The sequence below is a fragment of the Mesorhizobium sp. M7D.F.Ca.US.004.03.1.1 genome, assembly GCF_003998635.1.
In the GTDB taxonomy this organism is placed as follows: Bacteria; Pseudomonadota; Alphaproteobacteria; order Rhizobiales; family Rhizobiaceae; genus Mesorhizobium; species Mesorhizobium loti.
This window is the reverse complement of sequence record NZ_RZQG01000046.1, coordinates 1-15999: the sequence shown is the minus strand read 5'-3', so window position 1 is coordinate 15999 and position 15999 is coordinate 1. Positions and strand designations below refer to the sequence as shown.

At 61.1% G+C, this 15999-nt stretch carries 17 protein-coding genes; 7 read left to right on the top strand and 10 right to left on the bottom strand.

Features of this window, described 5'->3' with window-relative positions:
- Positions 1-297 precede the first annotated feature (297 nt).
- From EN935_RS05305 to EN935_RS05295, 3 genes are all read right to left on the bottom strand, one after another.
- The gene (locus EN935_RS05305; RefSeq protein WP_063169241.1) at positions 298-1299 is read right to left on the bottom strand and encodes a zincin-like metallopeptidase domain-containing protein; all 1002 of its coding nucleotides are present in this window, start codon (positions 1297-1299) and stop codon (positions 298-300) included.
- A 732-nt stretch (positions 1300-2031) separates the two neighbouring features.
- On the bottom strand, positions 2032-2316 hold the full coding sequence (locus tag EN935_RS41870) for a thioredoxin domain-containing protein (protein WP_224570942.1): 285 nt from the start codon (positions 2314-2316) through the stop codon (positions 2032-2034).
- Positions 2317-2487: 171 nt separating this feature from the next.
- On the bottom strand, positions 2488-3702 hold the full coding sequence (locus tag EN935_RS05295; RefSeq protein ID WP_210326676.1) for a cation:dicarboxylase symporter family transporter: 1215 nt from the start codon (positions 3700-3702) through the stop codon (positions 2488-2490).
- 706 nt (positions 3703-4408) lie between these two features.
- Here EN935_RS05295 and EN935_RS05290 point away from each other — a divergent pair.
- The gene (locus EN935_RS05290; RefSeq protein WP_024505560.1) at positions 4409-4798 is read left to right on the top strand and encodes a hypothetical protein; all 390 of its coding nucleotides are present in this window, start codon (positions 4409-4411) and stop codon (positions 4796-4798) included.
- Between the two features lie 189 nt (positions 4799-4987).
- On the opposite strand, the gene EN935_RS05285 is transcribed toward EN935_RS05290, so the two are convergent.
- From EN935_RS05285 to EN935_RS05280, 3 genes are all read right to left on the bottom strand, one after another.
- Positions 4988-5233: a hypothetical protein gene (locus EN935_RS05285; RefSeq protein ID WP_063169243.1), complete on the bottom strand. Its 246-nt coding sequence runs from the start codon at positions 5231-5233 to the stop codon at positions 4988-4990.
- Positions 5234-5407: 174 nt separating this feature from the next.
- Complete coding sequence (locus EN935_RS42740; RefSeq protein ID WP_256754986.1) at positions 5408-5542, bottom strand: hypothetical protein; 135 nt, start codon at positions 5540-5542, stop codon at positions 5408-5410.
- Positions 5535-6005 (bottom strand): hypothetical protein, encoded by a 471-nt coding sequence (locus EN935_RS05280; RefSeq protein ID WP_224570941.1) that lies wholly within the window; start codon positions 6003-6005, stop codon positions 5535-5537. The genes EN935_RS42740 and EN935_RS05280 overlap by 8 nt, the downstream gene beginning before the upstream one ends.
- A 599-nt stretch (positions 6006-6604) precedes the next feature.
- On the opposite strand from EN935_RS05280, the gene EN935_RS41865 reads away from it, so the two are divergent.
- The gene (locus EN935_RS41865) at positions 6605-6853 is read left to right on the top strand and encodes a DUF6074 family protein (RefSeq protein WP_063169245.1); all 249 of its coding nucleotides are present in this window, start codon (positions 6605-6607) and stop codon (positions 6851-6853) included.
- Between the two features lie 365 nt (positions 6854-7218).
- On the opposite strand, the gene EN935_RS05270 is transcribed toward EN935_RS41865, so the two are convergent.
- From EN935_RS05270 to panB, 4 genes are all read right to left on the bottom strand, one after another.
- Complete coding sequence (locus EN935_RS05270) at positions 7219-7851, bottom strand: acyl-homoserine-lactone synthase (RefSeq protein WP_063169246.1); 633 nt, start codon at positions 7849-7851, stop codon at positions 7219-7221.
- A 92-nt stretch (positions 7852-7943) separates the two neighbouring features.
- Entirely contained in the window at positions 7944-8663 is a 720-nt protein-coding gene (locus EN935_RS05265) for a LuxR family transcriptional regulator (RefSeq protein ID WP_063169247.1), read from the bottom strand.
- Between the two features lie 98 nt (positions 8664-8761).
- Positions 8762-9670: a pantoate--beta-alanine ligase gene (gene panC / locus EN935_RS05260; RefSeq protein ID WP_063169248.1), complete on the bottom strand. Its 909-nt coding sequence runs from the start codon at positions 9668-9670 to the stop codon at positions 8762-8764.
- Entirely contained in the window at positions 9667-10503 is an 837-nt protein-coding gene (panB, locus tag EN935_RS05255) for a 3-methyl-2-oxobutanoate hydroxymethyltransferase (RefSeq protein WP_063169249.1), read from the bottom strand. Before panB ends, panC begins: the two co-directional genes overlap by 4 nt.
- A gap of 171 nt (positions 10504-10674) precedes the next feature.
- Between panB and EN935_RS05250 the strand changes: the two genes are divergently transcribed.
- The 5 genes from EN935_RS05250 to bioB form a co-directional block, all read left to right on the top strand.
- A complete protein-coding gene (locus EN935_RS05250) occupies positions 10675-11637 on the top strand; it encodes a membrane protein (RefSeq protein WP_024505567.1) in 963 nt (320 codons plus the stop codon).
- Positions 11638-11699: 62 nt separating this feature from the next.
- Entirely contained in the window at positions 11700-12674 is a 975-nt protein-coding gene (gene nadA, locus EN935_RS05245; protein WP_063169250.1) for a quinolinate synthase NadA, read from the top strand.
- Positions 12671-14212: an L-aspartate oxidase gene (locus tag EN935_RS05240; protein WP_063169251.1), complete on the top strand. Its 1542-nt coding sequence runs from the start codon at positions 12671-12673 to the stop codon at positions 14210-14212. Before nadA ends, EN935_RS05240 begins: the two co-directional genes overlap by 4 nt.
- 1 nt (position 14213) lies before the next feature.
- Entirely contained in the window at positions 14214-15095 is an 882-nt protein-coding gene (nadC, locus tag EN935_RS05235) for a carboxylating nicotinate-nucleotide diphosphorylase (RefSeq protein WP_063169252.1), read from the top strand.
- A 174-nt stretch (positions 15096-15269) separates the two neighbouring features.
- Positions 15270-15999: biotin synthase BioB (gene bioB, locus EN935_RS05230; protein WP_245488876.1), on the top strand; the 730-nt coding region annotated here is incomplete at its 3' end.

Below are 15999 nucleotides of genomic sequence, written 5' to 3'. Positions count from 1 at the left end.
ACGCGGCCTCGGTCGCCGGCCTGCTGGTCACCACCGAAGCCATGATCGCGGAGGCTCCGAAGAAGGAGTCGGCTGGCGGCGGCATGCCTGGCGGCATGGGCGGCGGCGGCATGGGCGGCATGGGCGGCATGGATTTCTAATCCAGCTCTGGCAGCTTTCGCAACGAGAGGGCGGCATCAATGCCGCCCTCTTTTTTTGCGAACCTCGGTCCGATGAACGATCGACGCCAACGCCGGCCATCGGCGTTAGGGCAACCTCAAAAGAACTGTCGAGTTGGTTGCGCGCGGCTTTGCGTCATCAGAGGCGCAAGGCGGTCGCGTGTGAGGATTGCGCGCTCCCATAGGCGGTTTCGGCATGTGCCTCGCCTTCGACATCGACATTGCGGCCAAGCAGGAAATCGGCGGCTTTCGAGGCATGGCTTGCGGCGCGGAAGATGGCGCGGTTGTCCTCGCGCAAAACCGTCAGCCATGAGCCGATGTAGTCGGCATGGCGCACGGTCGGCTCGATGCCGAGACTGCTGCAGATGAAGGCTGATGCGATTTCGGCGACCAGTTCCTCGCGCGCATAGGTGTTGGACCCGAAGGAGCCGGACAGGTCGCGCGCGAGTCGCCTCGGGTGGCCGGTCCAGTGGCCAAGCTCGTGAAAGCAGGTCCGGTAATAGTCGATCTGGTGGAAGAAAGCCGGCTGCGGCGGCACCTGTATGGTGTCGCTGCCGGGCATGTAGAAGGCGCGCTCGCCGCCGACGCGAAAATCAGCGCCGGTTGCATGAATGAGCGCCTCGGCCTGCGGGACCATCTCGCGCTCAGGCAGAGGCTCGCCGGCGGCGTAAAGATGTTCGGGCAGATTATCGCACTGCGCGACATTGAAGACGGTGAAGCGCTTCAGGAAGGGCACCGCCTGCGGTTCGTCGCCATCGGTGTCGGCGCGTTGCTTTTCGTTCTTGGGAACAAAGCGGTCAGCGTGAACGATGGTGGTGCCGTGCTCGCCCTTCCTGACATTGCCGCCAAGCGAAAGCGCCTGCCGGAAGGTGAGCCAGTTCTGGCTGGGGAAACCGCGCTCGATGACCGCGCCCCACAGGATCAGGATATTGATGCCGGAATATCGGCGCTGGGTGGCCGCATTCCGCGGCAGGCCGAGGCCTGTCCTTGCCCTGCCCCACGGCTTGACCCATGGCACGGTGCCGCGCTCCAGTTCGGCAATGATGCGGTCGGTGATTTCCTGATAAAGGCTGGCGCCGGTGCGCCCGCCGCTGTCTGCGCCAGCCTGTCGGCTGCCGCAACGTTTGTTGTTTGCACGCATCGTGATGTCCTCCGCTCTACAATCGCGCGCCCTCCCCGGAAGCGGGGTGGGCGGCAAAAGCGACCGGAAAGGCCCGCCGTCGGAGGCGGACTGCATCAGCAGGACCGGAACGGAGTGGAGGACCCGAAAGCGACAAGCGAAGGGTTGCGGGACGCCGCGGCGGGCCTAGAAGGGAGTGCTGCCCACCCTGCGCCAGGGGGAAGGCCACAATAGAAAGACGCCGGCCGACAGGCCGGCGACCGTCAGCAGCCGAAGGCTGCCCCGCGCCAGGGGGCGATGCCGCAGGGCCAAGACCGCCTGAGCTTGCCGAAGAAAAGCGGGCTCGGTTCACGAGCACCCGGCCAGCGACTTCAGGCGCGGGCGCTCAGGATTGTTGTTGGCGCCCACGGCAGCTGGATGACCGCAACAAGATTACGAGGAGCGACAGCAAAGCCAGCTGCCACAAACGGCACGCTCCGGCAACAACAGCGTGGCCGGTCTACAGATGCTGCCCCGCACGAGAGCCAGCACGCTTTGAGCGCGCATCGGCGATGCAAGCGTTGCAAGCTGGCCATGTCCACAAGGTCGGCGACCACTATATCGCCGACCACCAACGCGGGCGTACCGTCTAAGTGCAGACCTTTCGCGAGTGCGCGGACGCGCGCATTTCATCTGCGATGGCCGGATCTTGCATTCCCGCTTGAGCTGCTCAACGTCAAGGCCTACACGCGCTGCGATCTTGAGAGTGACCCTTCAACTGGGGGAAATCATAAGGGCGCGGTGGAATTCGTCGAACTTTCCCTGTTTTCTCGAGGCGAGTGCGGCGAAGGCTGGGAATTGGGAATCCGGTCCCAGGACCGGGAACTGTTTGATCACAAGCTTCAGATTGGGCTCATGCTTGAAGGCTTTTTGGTAGTTGATATCAGCCAGTCTGCAATGCGGACAGTTGTGGTAGTCATTGAATATGACCAGAACGGCATCGCCTTGCGGGTTGCCGGCGATTGGCGAAGGAGATCGTTGTCGAATGCGCCGCTCCACTTTTGCCTGTCGGTCGACCACGCCTGCCGGTGCAGGTTCGCGCTATATTGGCTCGCCAGCAAGGCGAGGAGTAAAAGAAGAGCTGCGACAGTGATGGCAGTCGGCTTAGACATGAGTCTCCAATCCATGGACGGCGTGGCAGCAACGGCCGCCTTTTTGGTGTAAAATGGGTCAGTTTTGATCGTGCCCCGCAGTTGCTACAGGCGCACAGGTGCCGGTGCGATCTGGCGGTTTCTCAAATACGGCTTTGCGCCATCGGGTCCACCCCAATAGCTGAGCGTCGTTCGCACGGGGAATTGTGTTCACCACGCCGGGCGACTTGACCGTCCACCGCCAGAGCGCTGAACGGTCCGCTAGTGAGGCGCTCCCCGAATCGTCGTTTATCCCGCTCGCCCCGGACCGGGTGACAGCCAGCGTTGCCGCTACGCTGCGGAGAAAAACCGTCAGCGCGTGGCATTCGGACATAAGCTGATCGACGCCAAGAATAAGCCCCACGGAGGTGACCGGTGCGGCCGGAACAAGAAAGAGCGTTGCAGCCATTGTGACGAGGCCTGCACCGGTAATGCGGGTTGTTCCGTTCGAAGGGAACAATGCGACAAACAGCATGAGGATCCGGCAGCCGATCGGGAGATCAGTTTTCGTCGCTTGGGCGATGAAAAGGGCGGCGAGCATCATATTCGTGCCGTCCAGATTGAATGGAATGAGACCCACGACCGAATGCGTGGCGCCGGCCTTTTCCATCTTCTCCATGAGCGAGGCCAGCGCGGCCTCTGAGGAGGACATTGCGAGCAGCAGCTCGTCCTTGATGTATCGGACGAGAGAGAAGAGCGAGCGGCCGTTGTAGCGGCAGACCGCGCCGAACAGGATCGAGAGGAACAGGACCGAGAGGAACAAGACTTGCAGGATGTCGCCTTCCGCGAAGGCACTGGCAATCGTTGACGGGATGATGTTCATCAGGAAGCTGGTCACGGACTGCTCGTGAGCCGTGGCCACATAGCCCTTAACGGCTTCGACATCGAGCGAGGCCGGATCGATGTTGAGGCCGGCGCCAGGCTGAACGATATTCGCGACAATCAGCCCGACAAGGAGTGCTAGCGTCGAGAAGGTAAGGAAATAAACCATCGCCTTGGCGGCAACTCGGCCGACCTTCTGCAGATCGCTCATGCCGGCAATGCCGGTCGCCATTGTCAGGAAGATGACAGGTACGGTGATTATCTTGACGACATCGACGAAGGCATCGCAGAGCGGCTTCAGGCTGTGGCCGGTCTCCAAATGGAAATAGCCGATTGCGGCACCCAGGATTATGGCGGCAAGTACCTGCACGTAGGTCCGGGCAAAATGGCGCTTGCGGGGCGCTAAGATCGCGCGGGGAACTCTTGGAACCAACACCGTCTCTCTCCTTGACCGGATCGGGGTGGGGCTCCTCCCTCTCCCATGCAGTGCTCCGGTCGAACGCTGCGCCCACTTCGGCGCAAACGATGTGCCAAATAGCAAGAGGGGAAAACGCGCAGGACCTCACGCAATGCTTGCGATTCGCTCTCCCACACTCGTGCAGTGGTTGCCTGTCGCAACTATGGAAGGGTCGATTCTGGGAACTCCAAAGGCCGCTCTTTGCGTCGACGCAGCTTGGCTGCCTGGAAGGTTCCCTCTTTGCCTTGCGGTCTGCGAGCTGGGTCCAGATGGTCATCATTTGGCTGCGCGCTGCACGGGGCTCGAAAGATTCAATCGAGGACGGGTCCTCTTGGAAAACGGGGGCAGCGTTGGTCAAGCCCTTCCACCCTGCTGTCCCAATGGTGTTCAGAAGCTCAGTTCACGATCAAGCGATGGATCAGCGTCATCTGGCGTTTGCGCCATCGCGGCGGCGTTGCAACGGGTCTGCCAAAGATGAGCAGGCCGCGAGGCAGGGTCCGAGACCTAGACTCCAACCTCATAGCGCGCTCGGCTCGCGTTCGGAAGGTTCGAACCGCAGCACGATCAGGTGGCGACACCGTTGGTCGGAACCGGAACCCGACGAATGATCGTTCGTGACCGACATCTGTGAACAAGCAGTATGTGTCATTGCAATCACCACCCGTTGCGCGGAAATGCCCATATGGCCGTGAATGAACTGGATTTGGTGATTTTCCAGATGGCGGTGGAAAGCGTCCGCTTGCTCTCTTCAAGCTTTGATGAGAAGGCGGCTGAGATAGCCACGAGGAGCCGTGGTAGCCTTCTTTTTGACGTGCGGGTGGACGGTGACCTGGAGGTCCAGCGAGTCGCAGCCATTGGATATCCAGGCGACAAGATCGGTGTGGTGGCATTGGACCGAGAGGGCCTTGTTAGCTGTTGTTGCCTTGTCAATGGCACCTTCTCACCTTTCATTGCACCGTTGGAGAACTGGACCAGCATGCCCCTTTCGATGCAGGCCCAGATCGATGTCACAGGCTATGCGAGGCTCCTTCTGGCCGCCTTGCGAAATGCTGGACATATGCTGGACAGGTAGCATCGCGATGATGTCTGTGATGAGATGGTGCAAACGGCTGGATGAGGCGATCGCTTGCTGGCAGCTTTGGCAACAAAGCGATCGGTGAGTTCGCAATGCTGGAACACGTCCTTTAGACTCTGCAGTTAAGTTAGCGGACTACCATCTGACGAATGCCCTCTGACAGTCTGCATGGCGCGGCATGCCCTCTTAGGAATGCAGCCGTGGTTCTACACCATCGGCTGTTTTTGTGTCGAAGGCGACGGGCACGCCATGAACGAAGGAAGCGGCCGCCAACAGTTCCTCCAACTCGCGGTCGGTGGCCTTGCATGCCGGCATTAGTGTTCGGATGGCGCGGATCGCCTGCGCCATGGAGAGAAAGCGGACCCTTCCCCTGGAAAGGACATAGGCTTCTGCGGCTTTTTCGACGGTGACGGTGTGAAACGAATTGGTCATGACGAATTCCTCCCTGAACCCTGACCAACCCGACTTATGGCACGAATTCGACCGCCTTCAAGCCTATGTCCGATTGCGGACAATCGCTGCGATTCGTTCAAAACCGCTGATGCTTTTGGGCGACCTGGTGAGGGGCAAGGAGACGTCGGCTGAACCCGTTTCAACCGACATGCTTCAGGCAGCGGCCAGGCCGAAATAACGCTGCTCCTCCTTGTCATAAGCGCCATGTGTGAGCTTTATCAATCCGGCACGGTCGATGATCGTGATCTCGCCGCGCTTGGCGTGCACCAGTCCTCGATACTCAAGCATTTGCAGGGCCGTGGTGACCCCGGGCGGTGGGCGCGAGCATGGTCGCCAGAAATTCATGCGTCGGGAGGATCTTATCTCCTTCCGCACGGTCGTGGACCATCAGCTGCCAGCGGGCCAGCCGTTCTTCGACCTTGGAGTGGCCATTGACCAGTGCCGTCCGGCATGATTGGACGAGGAACGCGTGGGCATAGTCCAGCACTGAGGTGCGAAGCGACGGGCTAATCGCAGGGCGAAGGTTTTCAACCGGCAGGCGCCAGGTAGTGCTTTCCTTTCCGAGAATGACGGCAATTCCTTTCATCCCGTCATAGCCGACAATGCCGACTTCACCTTGCCGCCCGCCGGTCATGGTGGCGACCACCGACGCGATGCCCCTCTCGGGAAAATATACGTTCTTGATCGGCTGATGCGCGACCTCCAACTTGTCCTTGATGCCCGGTTCGACGTGATGCAGCGATGGTCGCAAAAGCGCGAAGTCCTGCGGGGTGAGGGCTTCAGCACCTGGTCGCGAAAGAGGGATCGGGCAAGGCTCTCTTCCAACGGGGCAAGAGCGCGTACGTCTTACTGTCGGCTGCACCGAAGTAAATGCCGGCCGATGCCAAAGCATAGGCTTCGAAACGCGCGATTGCAAAGCCCTGTCGGGGCAGTGCAGTCATGCTAGAAGTCGCGCCGCCTACGATAGGCAGCGGATGACATGATTCCCTTCTGCGGCGGCCACCAAGAACGGCTCGGGCACGCTTTAATCGTTCATACACAAGCTCGCAGGAATGTAAGCAGCGGAACAGTCGGGTGATTCGTACCGCCCTGCCCTTTCAGAGATCAAGTCATTGGACGTCAATTCGGCTGGAACGCCTCGTCGAACGGCCCAGGAAAATGCAGCCGGATGAGCAATGGTGGTTCACCTTATGTGCGGTCCCGGATATGCGGTCCGGCGGCTCATCTCCCAATGGCTTGTCGATGGGGAAGTGGAACTCGTCATGTCGCCGCGAACCGTCACCGCGCTAGCGGGGCTCTTTTGAAGACGCCGGTGTTTTTCTTTGTGGAACTGAATCTGTGAGGTGATTGATGCATGAATCAAACATTTGCGTATTTCCGCTGCATCGGCGACGTATATTGGTCGAAAGTATCGCCCAGGCCCTCGAGACCAAGAACGGCGAGGCGGCGAGCGCGTTCTGGCGCTGTGCCGCCAAGAAAATGCTCATTCAATTGTCCGATGTAGGAATTGCGCCAGAGCTCGCTGCGCAGGAGGTTGGAAGCCTTCTTCATGCGGTCTTGGACGACATGGCCAACCGAACGGTAATGCACAAAGCATAGGCTCGGGCGCTGTTGGACCGCGCGTCAGCTCGGGTCCTTATCGGGGGACTGCTCCGACTGGCCGACGGTCCGGCCAAACCGGCATACCGGCAAAGCTTTGAGGTTGCGATCGCTCACGGCGGCCGGTCCAATATTCTAAGACGACCTCAGAAGCCACGTTGGCTTCTTTGGACGAAGCGGAGGGGCGCCATTTTGGCGTGCTCACGCTGGACTGCGGGTTGCGCCTACGGAAATCCAAAGTCCGGCCGCGCGAGCCAATCGACCGGAACAGTCGAAAGCTCGTGGGGCGGGTCCGCTCACCCTCACGGCGGCGGTGGCGGCCGTGAGCAGACTTAACTCAAGTCACGGCTGAGCATCCGCAGGCGCTATGCCGATTGGATGAGAACTGGTTGCCACAACACCGGCCCGTTGAGGCGTCCCCTCCAGCGGATGCGCAAGAGACTGGCGTAGGAAATATCGAGGAAGCCGGCGACTGCCTCGGTGTTGCCGACCTGCTTGGGCTGTCCGATACGTGACAACGGCCAGGTCGCGAGACGAAGGATCCTTTCGATGCGCGTATCTGTCACCGTTACGATCCCGGAGAGATTGTTGGCCAAGCCGAATTCGATGATCCCCGCGAAGAGCTCGTAGGTTGCTTGGGCCAGGCCGCCAGCTGCCTTCGGCGCTGTCGCAGGGAGATCGAGCGCGAAACGACTACTCTCCCAGATATCGGCACTCGCAGGGACCACCATCTCATCCAGCAGCGTCGGAAACGTATCGCGCAACATTGTCGGTCCGGTGGTCGGCAAAAGGCGGACGCAGCCGCAAGTTCGCCAATCGGACCCCTTGAGAAGCAGGTAGACGGGGTTCAGGCTGTCAAACGAGTCCGTTTCCATTTCGCCTTCGGTCTGCACTTCCCAATCGAGCCGCTTCTTGAAAACCCGATACCTAAGTCCGTGCATTTCCTTGAGTTCGCTCGCAAACTCGGCGTAGCAGTCGGGTGTTATCAGCTGCATCATTGTCGTCTCCGTGCGGGATGTGTCCACGCAATCGAAGGGCAAAGCCGTCATGAATGCAGCCTGTAGACCTTTACAGCTAGACTTGGAGAGGATCAGGATCTCGCCCGAGCAGCCATCCGCACTACGGCCTGGTTGATGGTTCGCACGCCAAGCTTCGCCTTGGCGTTTTCCTGATGGAAGGTCACGGTGCGTTTCGAGACACCGAGAATCTGGCTGATATCCCAGGCCGACTTGCCGCACGCCGCCCATTTCAGGCACTCGAACTCCCGCCGGGTGAGCATTATGCCATCTACCACGCAATCTTCGGCGAGCCTGCGCCGGGCATGGATATGAACGTTGATCGCAACCAGTTGCATTGCTTTTTCGTAGCGCGTCAGCGACCTCAGAAATGGCGGATGCGCCTCGTTGGAGGCGAAGGTCAGTGCGGCGAACCGGCCGCGATGATCATGCATCGACATGGTCAGTCCGCCGCGAATGCCGAACTCAGCTGCTTTTTCCAGGACTTCCTGCTGAGAGGTCGGCAAATAACGGTGATCGCGGTCCACACCCCAGTCGAAGGTATCCCAGCCCCGCAGTCCCCGCAGGATCACGGGATCCACGCTGTGGTAGCGCTGTTGCAGGTAATGTGATGTCCATGATGATGGATAATTCGAGATCAATCGCGGCCTGTCGCCGGAAGCGGATGGGTAGGTGAAATAAGCGAAGAGCGGAAAGTCGAACCCGGCTGCGGCGGACGCCATTGCCTCATGGAGATCGACGGCATCGACGCTTGCAGAGAGTTGCTCGACCAAGGTTTCAAATACGCGATGCATCTGCGCTTAGCGTACCTCGCGGAGGTTGCTGGAAGCCGACGGAGACGTGGTTCTAAATGATGGCCTGTCCCTGCAGGGCATACGACGCGCCGCCGTCATCACCGCAATTGCTGTGCTGCTTCCGATTGGAGAGAGCTCCGCCCACCTGACCAACTACCGATGGGTGATATTGCGACGTTATCGATGAGCCGCGTGTCGCCAAGCCAAGCCGCAGCAAGCAAGCGTGCCGGTCGGTCAAGGCTTGCTAACGATTGCAGGTCTGTTTCTCCGCGAAGCTCCAGGTATTCGAGCTCGCGATAGCCGGCAGCCAGAATTGCTGCACGCGCTTCATCAAGCGTAGGCAGGATGGGGGAGCCGCGTGCAAGCCGCTCGGCCGTATCGAGCAGGACCGATGCTAGTTTTGGGGCAATGGCGCGTTGGGCTGGGGAGAGCCGCACGTTACGCGACGATAGCGCAAGACCATCGGCTTCGCGGACTGTCGGACAGGGCACAATAGTGATCGGAATGTCGAGATCCCGGACCAAGCGCCTGACAAGCTGAAGTTGCTGAAAATCCTTTTCGCCAAAAAAGGCGAAGTCAGCGCCGGCCTGCAGGAAGAGCTTGGCCACGACCGTCGCCACGCCATTGAAATGGCCGAGCCGGAATGCGCCGCAAAGGCATTCGCTGATGCCGGACACTGAAACGGCCGTGGCGAAGCCCACCTGGTACATTTCCTCTGTGTCCGGCACATAGAGCAGATGCGTGCCCAGCAGAGCGAGCTTGGCAGCATCGTCGCTTTCCGTCCGAGGGTAGGCAATCAGGTCGGCGGGGCTGTTGAACTGCTTGGGGTTTACGAACAGCGTCACGATCACCCGCTCGGCCCTTTCGAGCGCCTTCCGCACGAGGCTCAGATGCCCGTCGTGCAAGGCTCCCATGGTCGGCACAATACCGATCGTGGCACCCGAGCGACGCCATTGCGCAACGACGCCGCGCAGCTCGCTCACGGTTCGAGCGATCGGCACGCTCATGTGAAGTCACCGGCCTTCAAGGCGTTGACATAGAGATGTTCGACCGCCGGAAAGTGCCGGTTCCGCATATCGGTGGCGTAAGCGGCGATTGCCGCCTCAGCCTGCTCACCGAGCTCGGCATAGCGTTTGACGAACTTCGGCCGAAATGAGGTGAAGAGCCCGAGCATATCGTGGCTCACCAGAATCTGGCCGTCGCAAGCTGGCGAGGCACCGATGCCGATGGTGGGTATGTCGATATCGGCGGTTATCTGCCGTGCAAGCTGCTCCGGTATCTTTTCCAGCACCAAGGAGAAGGCGCCAGCTTCAGTTACCGCCCTGGCGTCGCGCCTGATCCGCTCTGCATCGGCTCCCCGGCCCTGCACACGATAGCCTCCAAACGTGTTTACCGCCTGCGGCGTCAGGCCCACATGGGCCATGACAGGTACGCCGCGCGCGGTAAGGAAGCGGATGGTTTCCGCGATGGTCTCGCCGCCCTCGATCTTTACCGCTGAACAACCGGTCTCACCCATCACGCGCGCAGCGTTGCCGAAAGCGTGCTCTGGGCTTTCCTCGTAGGAACCGAAGGGCAGGTCGACGACCATCAGCGCGTGTTCAAGGCCGCGGCGAACGGCCTGTCCGTGCATGATCATCATGTCGAGCGTGACCCCCAGCGTCGACGACAGGCCGTGCAGCACCATGCCGACGCTGTCGCCGACAAGAACGATGTCGCAGTGGCGATCGAGCAGCCTCGCGACCGGCGTGGTGTAGGCCGTCAAGCATACAAGTGGCGTCTGGCCTTTTCGCGATCGAATATCTGGAGGAGTCATCCCTTTTATCTCACCAGCCGCGCTCAACCGAGGCCCCTTCCCTTACGTTACCAACAGCGGGTGTCGCGTTTGGCATATTTTTGTGCGACTGCGAAGAGCTAAAAACAGCGCTTGAGTACTCCGGTGTTGACGTGCTGGCTTCCAAGGTTACATTCAATCGATTAAGGCGCTCCGTTGGGCCAACCCGCTTTCGCAAACATGGATCCTCAGACAAGAAGAACCAAGAAAGGCAAAGCCGCCGTCAAAGCTGACGAAGCCAAAGTGGACCTGACTGCCGTCGTGGTCGCCGTAAACGACAGTGAGCCCTGTGTCCTCACAGTCGGTCATGCGGACACCCTCCCTTCTGGACCTTTTGCCCTTGAGCATCGATCACTGCAGTCGGGTTTGAGGGGGTGGGTGGAGCAGCAGACCGGCCATGCACTTGGATACATCGAGCAACTCTACACCTTCGCCGATCGCGATCGCATCGGCACTGAGCGCCACCAGCGCGTCATCTCAATCAGCTATCTCGCATTGACCAGGAAGGAACAGGCAACGAACTCGGCCGCGTGCGGCTGGCAAAGTTGGTACGAATATTTTCCCTGGGAGGACCACCGCTTCGGCACGCCGCCTGTGCTGCTCGATAGATTGCGGCCCCGCCTGATTGAGTGGGCCGGCGGCGCCAGCGAGCCGACCACTCAACGCGAGCGCCGGCAGCGCGCTGCGATAGCCTTCGGCTTCGACGACCGCCATTGGAACGAGGAACTCACGCTCCAACGCTACGAGTTGCTCTATGAAGCTGCTCTGATTGAGGAGGCCGGTGGCGGCAGGGACGCGATTGCGGCCGCGGCTGGCAAACCAATGGTCGCTGACCACCGTCGTATTCTGGCAACCGGGATCGCGCGGCTGCGTTCGAAGATCAAATACCGGCCGGTCGTGTTCGAGCTTATGCGGCCTTCCTTCACGCTGCTGCAACTGCAGCGAACCGTGGAAGCTTTGGCTGGCAGGCTGATCAACAAGCCGAACTTCCGGAGATTGGTCGAGCAGCAGGAACTTGTTGAGGAGACCGGGGAGACCTCCCTCGACACGGGCGGCCGACCGGCGAAGCTTTATCGCTTCCGGCATGCCGTCCTCGACGACAGGGCTATCGCCGGGACAAAATTACCGCTGGCGCGGGCTTGACATACTTATAGTCAAGGTAGATATATTCCCTTATTGTCAAACCGAATATAATCGAGGCGCCAATGACTGGGGCGTTACCTATGGCTGCGTCCTTGTATGAGCGTGTCCGGCGGGTGATCCCACCCGTTGAATGGCCCGCGTTCGCCGGCGATATTGAAGCCATCTTAGCGCTGAAGCGTGAGCGCAATGCGGTGGTGCTGGCGCACAATTACCAGACGCCCGAAATTTTTCATTGCGTGGCAGACATCGTCGGCGACAGCCTGGCGTTGGCCCACAAGGCGGTGACGGTCGACGCCGACATCATCGTGGTTGCCGGCGTTCATTTCATGGCCGAGACGGCAAAACTGCTCAATCCGAACAAGACCGTGCTCATCCCGGATCTCCGCGCCGGCTGCTCGCTGGCCGAATCGATCACGGCAAACGACGTGCGGCTAATGCGGCTGCGGTATCCGGGGGTCCCCGTTGTTACTTACGTCAACACTTCCGCCGCCGTAAAAGCGGAGTCCGACATCTGCTGCACGTCCGGCAACGCCAAGGCGGTGGTGGAATCGCTTGGCGTGGCGCGTGTGCTGATGCTCCCGGACGAATATCTGGCGAGGAACGTGGCAGCCGATACAGACGTCGAGATCATCGCCTGGAAAGGCCATTGCGAGGTGCATGAGCGCTTCACCGCAGCAGACATCCGGGAACTGCGCGATGCCCATCCAGGCGTCATCGTGCTGGCCCATCCAGAATGCCCACCAGACGTTGTCGCGGAGGCGGAGTTCTCCGGCTCGACCGCGGCGATGTCGGATTATGTCGAGCGTGAGAAACCGAAGCGTGTCGTCCTTCTGACCGAATGTTCGATGAGCGACAACGTCGCGGTCGCGCATCCCGACGTCGAGTTCGTTCGCCCATGCAATCTGTGCCCGCACATGAAGCGCATCAACCTGGCCAACATTCGCGCCGCACTCGAGCAGAACCGGCATGAGGTCCGGATTGATCCCGAAATTGCCGGCCCCGCCCGCCGCGCGGTCGAGCGCATGCTTTCCCTATGAGTCTGGAGGTTCGCGAAATCGCGGGGGCGCCGGTCGTCATCGGCGGCGGCATTGCCGGCCTGATGACGGCGCTTCATCTGGCGCCGGAACCGGTCGTGCTTTTGACCAACGCGCCGCTTGGAACCGGAGCCTGCAGTGAACTTGCCCAGGGCGGTCTTGCGGCAAGTCTCGGGGGCGACGACGGCCCAGATTTTCACCTTTGCGACACGATAGCTGCCGGCGACGGACTCTGCGATGAGGCCACGGTGCGGCGAGTGGTACGAGCTGCACCCGAAGCGATTAGGACGATCCAAAGGTTCGGCGTCGACTTCGACCAGCACCCTGACCGCGCGTTGCGACTTGGGCTCGAGGCGGCACACTCGCGACGGCGGATTGTGCATGCAGCCGGCGACGCCACCGGTCGCGAGTTGGTGCGCGCGCTCGTCGCCGCGGTTCGGCGTACAGCCTCGATCACCATTATCGAAAATGTGGAGGTCCGCCGGCTGGTCGTGCAGGACGGGTCGGTCATCGCCGTGGTCGCAGCAGGACGAGCCGGCGCGCTCGCTCTGCCCACGCGTCGCGCGGTGCTGGCGACCGGCGGCGTCGGCGGGCTGTTTTGCGACACGACAAACCCCGCTGGCTCATGGGGTCACGGGCTGGCGCTCGCCGCATGGGCGGGGGCGGAACTCGCCGACTTGGAATTCATACAGTTCCATCCAACTGCGCTCGACGGTCCGCGCCGGCCGATGCCGCTGGTGAGCGAAGCCGTGCGTGGCGAAGGCGCGGTGCTCATCGATGAGCGAGGAGAGCGCTTCCTCGCCGACACACCTGGCGGTGAACTTGCGCCTCGCGACGTCGTAGCGCGCGCCATTTGGCACCAGCTTGCCGTTGGACGCCGCGTATTCCTGGACGCACGGCAAAGTCTCGGCCCGAGATTTGGCAAGCGTTTTCCAGGCATCGCCGAATTGTGCCGGAGCGCAGGAATCGACCCAGCGACCGACCTGATCCCGGTGCGCCCGGCGGCACATTATCACATGGGCGGCGTCGCCGTAGACAGCGCCGGCCGCAGCTCCATCGAGGGATTGTGGGCCTGCGGTGAGGTGGCCTGTACCGGCCTGCACGGCGCCAACCGCCTGGCCAGCAACTCGCTCACCGAAGCGGCGGTCACCGCGAGCTGGGTTGCCGAAAGCGTTGCCGGCACGTCGTATACCCGGCGACCGCGCAGATGCTCCACATTCGTCCCTCCACGACCAGACGCTTCCGTGGTCCGCCCGATTGTCTCCGCCGCCCTGGGTATCATCCGCGACGGCGAGGCAATGCGCGAAGCGGTGGCGACCCTGCTGCCGATCGCAGCCAATAGTGTCGCTGCCTCTGGTCCGGCTTTGGTCTCACTGATGATCGCCGCGGCGGCCCTGAGGCGGGAAGAGAGTCGAGGCGCGCACTGTCGGTCCGATTTCCCGCTCCACGATGCCAACGTGCGCCCATCACGGCTGACACTGCACAGCGCAATGCGGGCCGCGGCCGCACTCGATTGCCGGGCTACCATACGGAGCACTTGATATGACTTCATTCTCCCCCCTCCCCGCGACCCTGATCGAACCGATTGTGCGCGTTGCGCTCCTCGAAGACCTGGGCAGATCCGGCGACCTGACCACCGATGCGGTTATCCCGTATGATTGCACTGCCACGTTGGTGCTCAAAGCGAGGCAGGCGGGCGTCGTTGCCGGGCTCGATCTGGTCTCGTATGCCTTCCTTCTCGTGGAACCGGCGATCAACATCCAGATCTGGCGCCCTGATGGCAGCGAGGTTGGGGCCGGGGAAACCATTGCAAGATTGTCCGGACCCGCACGAGGCCTGCTCACGGCCGAACGCACGGCCCTCAATTTCTTATGCCGGCTGAGCGGCATTGCCACTGCCACAGCGGCCATGGTTGAGGCCGTGCGCGGTCACAAGGCGAGGATTGTATCGACGCGAAAGACGACGCCCGGGCTGCGGGCATTGGAGAAATACGCCGTGCGCGTCGGCGGCGGTGCCAATCACCGGTTCGGCCTCGATGACGGCGTGCTCATAAAGGACAACCACATCGCGATCGCCGGCGATATGCGCACAGCAATAGAGCGGGCGCGCGCCGCAGCAGGGCATATGGTGAAGGTCGAGGTCGAGGTCGACACGCTGAAGCAGCTCGATGCAGCGCTCGCGATTGGTGTTGACGCGGTGCTGCTCGACAATATGTCGGTCGAGGATCTTGCCCGCGCGGTTTCTATAGTGGATGGCCGTACGATCACCGAGGCGTCCGGTCGGGTGATGCCGAAAACGGCGGCGGCGATTGCGGCGACCGGTGTCGATCTCATCTCCATGGGTTGGCTGACGCACAGCGCCCCGATCCTCGACATCGGCCTGGACATGCCGGACCACCAGAACATCTGCAAGCACTTGAACTGAGGATTACGGCGTGAGGAGCAACATCAGCTCGGCAGGCGTAGGAGGTGCTGGAAAGACGTGCCGCAGCTCGCCTTTAGCGAGTGCGCCCCAAAGCCAAGAAGGCGTACCGGACTAGCAAACAAAGGTTTGACGATGACGATTGGAATGAACTCGGAGTTCGACGTGAACCAGACCATGCAATCGGTCGACGGAACGCCTCCGCGATGGAACCGCAAAGAGGCCGAGGCCATCTACGGCATGCCATTCAACGATCTGCTGTTCCTGGCTCAGACGATCCACCGCCAGAACTTCGATCGAAACCGAGTGCAGCTGTCGCGGCTCCTTAGCATCAAGACCGGCGGGTGCCCCGAAGATTGCGGCTATTGCAGCCAGTCTGCGCATTACGAAACCGGTGTGAAGGCGTCGAAGCTGGTGGACGTCAAGCATGTCATCGACGAAGCGGCCAAGGCGCGTGATGGCGGCGCAACGCGCTATTGCATGGGCGCGGCGTGGCGAAGTCCCAAGGAGCGCGACATGGACGTTGTGGTCGCCATGATTGAGGGCGTCAAGGCCCTCGGCATGGAGACCTGCATGACGCTCGGCATGCTCGATCTTGAGCAAGCTGCTCGCCTGAAGCAGGCCGGTCTCGACTACTATAACCACAACATCGATACCTCTGAGCGCTACTATGGCGAGGTTATTTCAACCAGGACTTTTGCCGACCGGCTGAAAACGCTTGGGCACGTGCGCGCGGTTGGGATGAAAGTCTGCTGCGGCGGCATTGTCGGGATGGGAGAAGAAAAGACCGATCGCATCGACATGCTGGTCACGCTCGCGAACCTGCCCGAGCCGCCGGAAAGCGTGCCGATCAACATGCTTATTCCCATCGAAGGCACGCCGCTTGCCGCGGCCGACGCCATCGATC